We start from the raw sequence: 10,079 nt of genomic DNA, 5'->3' as shown, positions 1-10,079 counted from the left end.
GGAGCCCCAAGTCGATGAAGCGCCTGCTCGCCCTGATCCTCACCTCGCTCTCCACCGTCGGGCTCGCCCAGACCCAGCCGACCGCCGAACAAAAGGCGCAGTGGGAACGCGAGGCGGAGGTGCGCCTGCATCAGGACTGGCCGTGGCTCGGCCGCTATCAGGAAGCCAACGCCAAGGTGTCCGGGCCGGTGCAGGTCGTCTTCATCGGCGATTCGATCACCCAGGGCTGGTTCGACATGATGCCCGGCTTCTTCACGCCGGGACGCTACGGCCGCGGGATCGGCGGCCAGACCACGCCGCAGATGCTGCTGCGTTTCCGGCAGGACGTGATCGACCTGCACCCCAAGGTCGTCCAGATCATGGCCGGCACCAACGACATCGCCGGCAACACCGGCCCGATGACGCCGGAGCAGACCGAGGCGAACCTGACGACGATGGCCGAACTGGCGCGGGCGCACGGCATCCGCGTGATCCTCGCCTCGATCCCGCCGGCCGATCACTTCCCCTGGCGGCCGGGACTCGACACCGCGACGAAGATCGCCGCGCTCAACGCCTGGATGAAGGGCTATGCCGCCCGCACCGGCGCGACCTATGCCGATTACTGGAGCGCGCTGCACGACGGCCAGGCGCTGAAGGCCGCCTGGACCTATGACGGCGTTCATCCCAACGCGGCCGGCTATGCGGTGATGGCGCCGGTGGCGGAGACGGCGATCCGCACGGCGATGGCAAAGCCGGCCCCGCGGGGAATCGCGCAGTGATCGCGCTGTTCGCCCTCGCCCTTGCCACCGCCGCCGCGTCCGCCGGCCCGGTCGTGCGCACCGCCGACGGCCCGGTCCGCGGCGAGGCAGCCGGCACCGGCGGCGTGTTCCGCGGCATCCCCTTCGCAGCGCCGCCCGTCGGCGCCCGGCGCTGGCAACCGCCGCAGCGGCCCCGCCCCTGGACGACGCCGCGCGCGACGGTCGCCGACCATGCCACCTGCCCGCAGGTGTCGTTCGGCTGGAACGCGACGTCGGCGGATGCCAGCGACGAGGACTGCCTGTTCCTCGACGTGCGCACGCCCGATCTGCGCCCGACGGCGAAGCTGCCCGTGCTGTTCTGGATCCACGGCGGCAGCAACCGCGCCGGCGGTGGCGGCGGCACGGTGGAATCGCGGATCGCCGACAAGGGGCTGGTGGTCGTCAGCGTCCAGTACCGGCTGGGCGCGCTCGGCTTCCTCTCGCACCCCGCGCTCAGCCGCGAACAGGGCGGGCACAGCGGCAATTACGGGCTGATGGACCAGCAGGCGGCGCTCGAATGGGTGAAGCGCAACATCGCCCGCTTCGGCGGCGATCCCGCCCGCGTCACCATCGCCGGCGAGTCGGCCGGCGCGATGGACGTCGGGCTGCACATGCTCCTGCCAGGCTCGCGCGGGCTGTTCGCGCAGGCGATCGCGGAGAGTGGCACGGCGGGCTTCGGCACCCCGCCGCGCAGCCTGGCGACGAACGAGCGGCTGGGCACGCTGATCGCCGGTCGCGCCGGCCTGTCGGGCGACGCGACGACGGCGCAGCTGCGGGCGCTGTCGTGGCGGCAGGTGCTGGCGGCCGACAGGGACGCGCCCGTCCCCGGCCTGGACGACGACGGCTTCATCTGGCTGCAGGCGATCGTCGACGGCCGCGTCCTGACCGACACGCCGGCGCGTCTGCTGGCCAGCGGCCGGATCAACCCGGCACCGCTGGTGATCGGCATCAACGCCAAAGAGCTGACGCTGCACGGCGGCGCCGACGCCGCGGTGCCGACACTGCGCCGCGAATTCGGTGCCAATGCCGAGCGCGCGCTTCGCCTCTACGGCCTGCAGCCCGGCGGCACGCCCGTGTCCGATCCGCGACTGGGCGACGTGACGATGCAACTCGCCAACGACCTGACGTTCCGCTGCCCGACGGTCGCGGTGTCGAACGCGCTGACGGCGCTGGGCGGCAAGGTGTGGCAATATCAGTTCGACTATGCGCCGCCCGGCGGCAGCGTGAGCCACGCCAGCGAGGTCGGGTATCTGTTCAACGAGCCGCAGCCGGGGCAGCCGCCGCTCCAGGCCTATTGGACCAATTTCGTCCGCTTCGGGACGCCGAACGGGCCGGGCCTCGTCACCTGGCCCGCCTACGACCGGCAGGGCCGCGCCTATATGGCGTTCGATCAGGACGGCCCGGTCGCGAAGGCGGGTCTGCGCCGCGCGATCTGCGACCTGCGCACCTCGCCCTGATGAGAGCCGATCGCCGTGGCGATCGGCATACCGTCAGCCGGCTTTACTAAGGAAAATTGAAATATTTCTCCACTTCGGCCGGTGACGATCCAACCGACGCGGGCTAGGGTCGCCCCGTAAAAGAGGAGGACGGATGAAGATCACTTTCGGCAGCAAGTCCGGCCGACGGATCGATCCTTCCACGACGGAAAGCCGGGACGCCCGGCTGTCGCGCAGTCTGTCGGGCACCAACCTGGAACGCGCCGGCGATTACAACCTGCGCACCGTGCTCCAGGCGATCCGGCTGGGCGGCGACACGACGCGGGTCGCGATCGCCCACCAGACGGGGCTGACCGCGCCGACGATCGCGAACATCACCGGGCGGCTGATCGAGATGGACCTGGTCCGCAACGCCGGCCGCATCCAGGGCGGGCGGGGCCAGCCCGCGCTGCGGTTGCAGATCAACCCCGACGGCGCATTCGGCATCGGGCTGAACATCGATCGCGATCACCTGACGCTGGTGACGCTCGACCTCGCCGGCCAGGTCCGCAGCCGCATCACCCGCGAGGTCGCCTATGCCCTGCCGGACGACGTCGTCGCCTTCGTGGTCGAGGCGATCGATCCGTTGATCGCGGAGGGCGGGATCGACCGGGCGCGGGTGCTGGGCGTCGGCGTCGCGATCCCCGACGACCTCGGCCGCATCGCCCTGCCCAACCGTCCGGCGACGTACGATCGCTGGAGCCAGGTCGACCTGACCGACATGCTGTCGGTGCTGCCGTGGCCGATCCATTGCGACAACGACGCCGCCGCCGCCGCGCTGGGAGAGGCGGAATATGGCACGGCGTTCGACAATCCGAGCTTCTTCTATCTGCTCATCAGCGCCGGTCTGGGCGGCGGACCGGTGATCGACCGCTCCTATCACCGCGGCGCCAACGGTCGCAGCGGCGAGATCGGCCTGATGCCCGACCTGACCGGCCCGCCGGGCGCGACGATCCAGGATACGGTGTCGTTGTCGGCGCTGCTCGCCCGGATCGAGGCGGCGGGGTTCGCGCGCCCCGGCATCGACGAACTGGCCGGCCCGGCGCCGGCATTCGCAGCGGTGATCGATGCGTGGATCGCCGATGCCGTCCGCTCGCTCTTCGCGCCGCTGGTCGCCATCAACTGTCTGCTCGATCCCGATGCCATCCTGATCGGCGGACGCCTGCCGATGGCGTTGATCGAGCGACTGGCGGCGGGGTTAAGCGAGGCGCTGGAAGCGGTGCCGCAGCCGTCGCGCGCGGCGATCATGCCCGCGGTGATGGCGCGGGACGCCCCGGCGATCGGCGCCGCGATCCTGCCGTTCCTCGATCACGTCCTTCCCTCCGATTCGATCCTGATCCAGAGCGGACGACGGTGATCGTCAGGGCCGGGCTGGCGATGGCCGCTGCCGCCGCGCTCGTCGCGGCCGGCGACGAACCGCCGGCCAGCAGCATCTTGGTCGACCAGATCGGCTATGAAACCGACGGTCCGAAGCACGCGATCGTCGTTGCCGCCGACGACGCCCCGCAACGCTGGACGCTGATCGATGCCACCGGCGCGGTCGTCGCCAGCGGCGACACCGTTCCCGCCGGTCTCGATCCCTCGTCGGGCAAGACGGTGCAGCAGATCACGTTCGACGGCGTGCATCGCCGCGGCACGGACTATCGGCTGACGATCGGCACCCGGCGCAGCGCGCCCTTTGCCATCGCCGACCGCCCCTTCGCCGCCGCCGCGTCGGCGGCGTTGAACTTCTTCTATCAACAGCGCAGCGGCCAGCCGATCGAGGCCCGCTTCGTCTCCCGCCCCGATCTGGCGCGTCCCGCCGGTCATCCTCGCGACGTCGCGACCTGCTTTGCCGGGCACGACCCGCGCGGCGTCCGCTGGCCGGGGTGCGACTATCGCCTCGATGTCACCGGCGGCTGGTACGATGCGGGCGACCACGGCAAATATGTCGTCAACGGCGGTATCGCGACATGGACGCTGCTCGATATCGGCGAGCGGCTGGCATCCCGGGCAAGCGCCGCCACGCTTGAGGACGCACGGGTGCCAGGGGTCGCCCCCGGCGCGGGGATCAACACGCTGCTGGCGGAGGCGCGGGTCGAGGTGGAGTTCCTGCTGGCGATGCAGGTGCCCGACGGGCAGCGCCTGACCGTCGCCTTCCGCACCGACACCGGCCGGCCGGCCGGCGACTTCCGTACGATCGATGCCGGCGGGCTGGTGCATACCAAGGTCGCCGACGTCGCGTGGACCGGCATCCCGACCGCGCCCGCCGACGATCGGATGCGGCGCTTCCTGTATCCCCCCTCGACCGCGGCGACGCTCAACATGGTCGCGATCGCGGCCCAGGCGGCGCGCATCTGGCGTCATCGCGATCCCGCCTTCGCCGCGCGCGCCCTCGCCGCGGCGCAGCGGGGTTGGGCGGCAGCCCGGCGCGTGCCCGATCTGCGCGCCAGTTCCGATTTCACCGGCAGCGGCGGCTATGGCGATGCGCAGTCGGCGGACGAACGCTTCTGGGCGGCGGCCGCGCTGTTCGCGACGACCGGCGACCCGTCGCTCGGCGAAACCGTCGCCGCCTCATCCTTCCTGCGCGGCAACGGCGTCGATTTCGGCTGGGGCGATACCGCGCTGCCCGGGGTCATGACGCTCGCCATGCTGGACGATCCCCGCGCCGCGCCCATTGCCGCGCGTGCCCGGGCCCGGATCGTCGTCGCCGCCGACCGCCTGCTTTCGGAACGACAGCGCAGCGGCTATCGATTGCCATATGCGGGGTCCCGTTTCGAGTGGGGGTCCAACGCGACGCTGCTCAACCGCGCGATGCTGCTCGGTGCGGCGTGGCAGATCACGCGCAGGCCGGCGTTCCGCGATGCGGTCGTCGACGTCGCCGATTATGTGTTCGGCCGCAACGCGCTCGACCGATCCTATGTCACCGGCTTCGGGGCGCGGACGGTACACCAACCGCATCACCGGTTCTGGGCGCATGCCGCCGATCCGCGCTATCCCGCGCCGCCGCCGGGCGTCATCGTCGGCGGACCGAACAGCAGCGCCGGCGTCGACGATCCCGTGCTGAAGGGACGGTGCGTCGGGCAGACGTGCTGGCGCGACGACTGGCGCGCCTTCACGATGAACGAGGTCGCGATCAACTGGAACGCGCCGCTGGTCTGGGTCACCGCCTTCCTCGACGCGACGCGCGGTCAGGCGCGCCCGAGCGCCCGCATGAGGTAGTTGCGGATGCGCTCGCTGCGCCCCGGCGAGGGCGTATCGAGCACGCCCCGCACCGCCGGCGGCAGGTGACCGGCCGCGGACGCCGCATCCGGGCCGAACACATAATGGTCGAACCAGCCGCGCACCGCCTCGCGCTCGCCCGGCGGTAGGTCGCGCACCGCGAGCAGCGCATGGATCAGCGCGGCGAACGGCGACGCCGCCGCCTGCTGCCCCCACCAATAATTGACCAGCAGGTTGAGCGGCCCGCGCGCGGTCACGTCGTGCCACCACAGCGACGGCACGAAGATCGCATCGCCCGGCTCCAGCTCGGCGACCTGCATCGCCGCCTGTGCGGTGGCGAAGCGGGGATAGCGCGTCAGGTCCGGCGCCTCGAGATCGACCATGCTGGTCGGCTGGCCGGCGATCGTGTGATCGAGCGGCCCGACGTACAGGTTCGGCCCCTGATCGGGCGGGAACAGCACGAAGCGTCGCCGCCCCGCGACCACCGCAGCGATGTTGCTCGACACGTCGTAATGCGTCGCCACGCGGCTGGCGTTGCCGATCCACAGCCGCGGCACGGCGTCGGGCGTGGCCAGCGGCAGCGGGTTTGCCTCGACCCAGCCGGGGAAGGTGTCGGGCGCGGTCGCCGCGCCGGCATAGAGCGCGGGCGGCGCGGGATCGCCGGCCTGCGCAACGAGCTGGTCGAGCAGGATCGGCAGCATGATCTGCGCCCGGGTGAAATTGAACCCCGACAGGTCGGGGGTGTAGAAGAACCGCCCGCGCTCCTCCGGCGCGGCGACCATGACATTGGCCGGCCGGCCCCCGTCGAAACGACGGATATAGGCCGCCATCGCGGCGGCCCCCTCCAGCCCCGCCGCGACCGCGGGCCAGTGGCGGACGAGGCCGCGCAGCACCACCGGGCGATAGGCGGGCACGACCTCCGCCGCGAACCGCTCCGGCGTGACGTCGTGCCATTCCTCGACGCGCGCCGCGGTGGCGATGGCGCTGTTCATGACGAATTCCGTGCGGTCGATGGCATGGCGCACCCTAGCCCGGATGCACCGCATTGCCGATACAAAGAAGGGTGGGCGGCCCGACACGGCCACCCACCCTTCAGGGGAGGACACGCAGGGATCAGAACGTCAGACGCGTCGTGATCGAGAACTGGCGGTCGCTCTTGAAGAAGGAGCGCGGCGCGGTGAGCCCCTTCGAATCGAGCAGGAACACCGTCTTCGTGGTGGTATCGAGCAGGTTCTGCGCCTCGATGCCGATCTTGAAGTTCTTGTTGACCGTCAGGAACACCGATCCGTCGAGCTGCCCCGCCGACAGGGCGTAGACCGGCAGGAACGGGAAGCAGCAGTCGCGGTTGGTCAGCAGGAACTTCGAACGCCAGCTATAGGCGAAGCGCGTGTAGATCCCGCCCCTGTCGTAGAAGGCGGCGACGTTGAAATTGTACTTCGACAGGCCGGCGAGCGGCAGGTTGGAGTAGATCCCGCCGACATCGAGCGGCGGACGCGAACCGTCGCCTGCCGCGTTGGCGGGCACGCCGTTCGGGATCTTGCTCGGCTGAACGAAGGTGAACGTCGCCTGCGTTCCCAGACCCGACAGAATGCCCGGCAGGAAGTCGTAGGTCTGCTGATAGCTCAGTTCCGCACCCTTGACCTTGCCATGCCCCGGTGCGTTTGCCGGACCGTTGACGGTGACGTTGAACGTCTGGCCGTTGTTGGTGAAGTTCTGCTGATAACCGTAGTTATCGATGATGATGTTGGTCAGGTCCTTGTAGAAGACCGCACCGGTCAGCGACCCCACCTTGGCGAAATACCATTCCGCGGTCAGATCGAACTGCTTCGCCTCGATCGGACGCAGATACGGGTTACGCGCCGATGCCTCGAAGGTGTAATTGCCTGCAGTGGCCGAACCCGAGGGGTTCACGCCGATGAAGTTGCGGAGATCGCCGAAGTTCGGCCGCGAGATCGCCTTCGATGCCGCGAAACGGAACAGCAGCTTGTCGGTCGCCTGCAGCTTCACGTTCAGGCTCGGCAGCCAGTTGCCGAACTTCTGCGTCGCGACGTCGGCGCGAGTGCCGGCAGTCCCGCCCGGTACGAAGTTCGAGAACGCCGAAATCGCCGCCTGCTGCGCCGGGGTCAGCGTGCAAAGCACCGGGATGGTGCCGCCGGACGGATTGGCGATGCGAAAGGCGCAGAAGGTCGCGAGGTTGGTGTAGCGCGGCGGGTTCTGCGTGTCCGGCGTGAACACGCTGTTCACCGACGGGAAGGTCAGCTGGCCGAAGGATTCGTCCTTGGTGCGGACGTAACGGACGCCGATATTGCCCGACAGGCTCATGCCGTTGCCGAAATCCTCGACGCCGAAATCGGCGCGCGCATAGGCGCTCCACGTCGTTTCGGTGTTGCGATAGGAGGGCAGCACACCGCGATCCTCGAGCGGCGTGTAATTGCCGCCGCCTGCCTTGGTGACGGTGCGCAGCAGCGCGGTCAGCGCGTCGTGATCGCGCATGATGTTGTCGGGGATGTAATAGGTGCTCGGTGGCTGCACCGCCTGGTTGCGATAGAAGTCGCTATACGCGAACAGCGACGCCTGATCCGCCGGCAACGCGTTGAAGCCGACGGGGCCGCCACCGGTCCAGGTGTCCGACACCGCGCCCCAGTTGTTGTAATCGTTGGTGCGGACCGTCTGGTCGCGCTTGGCATAACGTCCGCCGACACGCACCTTGCGCAGGAAGCTGTCCTCGCTGACGTCGTACTGGACGTCGCCGCGGAAAGCGTATTCGTCGCCGTCGTTATCCTGGACGTTGTTGAAGGCGTCGCGGAAATAGGTCGACGCCTTGTTGCCGAAATATTCGGCGGTGTTGCGGCCGTCCGGACGCAGCGTGATCTGCGGCGTCTTGCCACGCAGATCGATGTCGACGCCCGAATAGGTCGCCATGTCGACGATGTCGTCGCGCCCTTCCGACTTCGACTTCACATATTGACCGTCGAGATTGATGTGGAGGTTGGCGACCGGCTCGATCTTCGCGTTGAGCGAGAAGTCCTGCGTCGTCGCCTTCTGATAGAAACGACGGTTCGAGAAGGTCGTGAAGATGCCGTTGGGCGCAAACTGGTTCAGCTGGCCGTAAACGCCGTTCGGACCGTTGCCGAACACCGCGCCCGTGCGCTTGACGATCGATCCGCTGGTGAAGACGCCGTTGGCATCATAGGTGTTGGTCGTGCCGGCGCGCGGGAAGGTGGTGGTGACGTCGCCGTAATAGACGTTCGGCTCGATCGTCTTTTCGAGCCAGTCCTGCGTGCCTTCGGTACGCAGATATTGCGCGGTCAGCAGGAAGGTCTTTGCGGCATTCTCGAACTGCGCCGCGGCCGAAACGCCGACGCGCTTGCGATCGAAGCTCTGCGTGCGCGAACCGCCGCCGACCGGCGTATAGACCGGACCGGCACCATTGGGCACCGGATAGGTGTCGAACAGCGGCGAGGCATAGCTGGTGCCCGCATTGATCGTGCGCCCCTCGCCCGCGTCCTGCACGCCGTTGCCGTTGCGGTCGTCATTGTAGCGCGGCAGCATCGAGGCGAGGAAGACCGAGTCCGAGCGGCTGTACTGCTGCGAATAGCTGGCGCTGGCGAGGATGCCGAAGCGGCTGCCGCCCGCGGTGTCCCACTGCTGGCTGTAGAGGCCGACGACCGACGGCGCGCCGCGCTGCTCCAGGTCGCCCCAGTTCATGCTGCCTGACAGATAGACCAGGCGCTGGTCCTGATCGAACGGCTTGCGGGTGTTGATGTTGACCGTGCCGGAAATGCCGCCCTCGATCAGGTCGGCCGTCAGGTTCTTGAACACCTCGACCGAGCCGATCAGCTCGCTGGGCACGTCGTTGAAGCCGATCTCGCGACCGCCGGACACGGCGAAGGTGTCGCGGCCGTTGAACTCGCCGCGCACGTAGCTGAGGCCGCGGATGACCACGCCCGAACCCTCGACCGAGAAGTGCTGCGAATCATTGGGCGCGGCAAAGCGGCTGATCGCCACGCCGGGCACGCGCTGCAGCGCCTCGTTGACCGAACGGTCGGGCAGCGCGCCGATGTCCTGCGCCGTGATCGCGTCGACGACGGTGTCGCTGTTCTTCTTGATATTCTGTGCGGTCGCCAGGCTCTGGCGCACGCCGGTGACGACGATTTCGTCGCGGCCGGTGTCAGGCGGCGTCGTCGCTGCGTCCTGCGACGCACCGGACGTACCGGTCGTGGCCGCGGCCTGATCGTTCGCGGTCGGCGCGGTGCCGGCGTCGACGGCGGGCGTGCCCGACGTGGTGCCCTGCGAGCCCTCGGCGACGCCCTTGGTCGGCGTGGCGCCGTCCTGCGCCGACGCCGGCGCGGCGGCGCACAGCACCGCCAGCACGGAGACGCCGATGCTGAGATCGGACAGCCGGAGCCGCCGGGCGGCGCGGCCCGTTACCCTGTTTGCACGAACGGTCATGTTTCCCCTTCCAGTCCCCATCCCAAACCGCCTTCCGGTTCCGGCCGGAAGATCTGGTGGCAACGGCGCGTCCGTTGTGGATCACACCGCACGAGCGTCGTTATTACAGGCATGACAGCGGCTTCAAGTGAATTATCGAAACTTGATATAAATAATCGGGGCAGTATGCATTTGA

The 10,079-nt window shown here is 68.9% G+C and carries 6 protein-coding genes; 4 read left to right on the top strand and 2 right to left on the bottom strand.

Going from position 1 to position 10,079, the window contains the following annotated elements:
- Window positions 1–14: 14 nt before the first annotated feature.
- The 4 genes from B2515_RS12935 to B2515_RS12920 all read left to right on the top strand — a co-directional run bounded on the left by B2515_RS12935 (window position 15) and on the right by B2515_RS12920 (window position 5,452).
- A complete protein-coding gene (locus B2515_RS12935; protein ID WP_293876923.1) occupies window positions 15–758 on the top strand; it encodes an SGNH/GDSL hydrolase family protein in 744 nt (247 codons plus the stop codon).
- Entirely contained in the window at window positions 755–2,233 is a 1,479-nt protein-coding gene (locus B2515_RS12930; RefSeq protein ID WP_293876921.1) for a carboxylesterase/lipase family protein, read from the top strand. The genes B2515_RS12935 and B2515_RS12930 overlap by 4 nt, the downstream gene beginning before the upstream one ends.
- A 133-nt stretch (window positions 2,234–2,366) precedes the next feature.
- Entirely contained in the window at window positions 2,367–3,608 is a 1,242-nt protein-coding gene (locus B2515_RS12925) for an ROK family protein (protein ID WP_293876919.1), read from the top strand.
- On the top strand, window positions 3,605–5,452 hold the full coding sequence (locus tag B2515_RS12920) for a glycoside hydrolase family 9 protein (RefSeq protein ID WP_293876917.1): 1,848 nt from the start codon (window positions 3,605–3,607) through the stop codon (window positions 5,450–5,452). Before B2515_RS12925 ends, B2515_RS12920 begins: the two co-directional genes overlap by 4 nt.
- Here the strand turns inward: B2515_RS12920 and B2515_RS12915 are convergent.
- Entirely contained in the window at window positions 5,422–6,444 is a 1,023-nt protein-coding gene (locus B2515_RS12915) for a cupin-like domain-containing protein (RefSeq protein ID WP_293876915.1), read from the bottom strand. The genes B2515_RS12920 and B2515_RS12915 overlap by 31 nt on opposite strands.
- A gap of 121 nt (window positions 6,445–6,565) precedes the next feature.
- Entirely contained in the window at window positions 6,566–9,904 is a 3,339-nt protein-coding gene (locus B2515_RS12910; protein WP_293876913.1) for a TonB-dependent receptor, read from the bottom strand.
- Window positions 9,905–10,079: the final 175 nt, after the last annotated feature.

Source organism: Sphingomonas sp. UBA978, assembly GCF_002292295.1.
Lineage (GTDB): Bacteria > Pseudomonadota > Alphaproteobacteria > Sphingomonadales > Sphingomonadaceae > Sphingomonas.
Note: the sequence above shows the minus strand (reverse complement) of the source record. Positions and strands in the feature narration are given on the sequence as shown.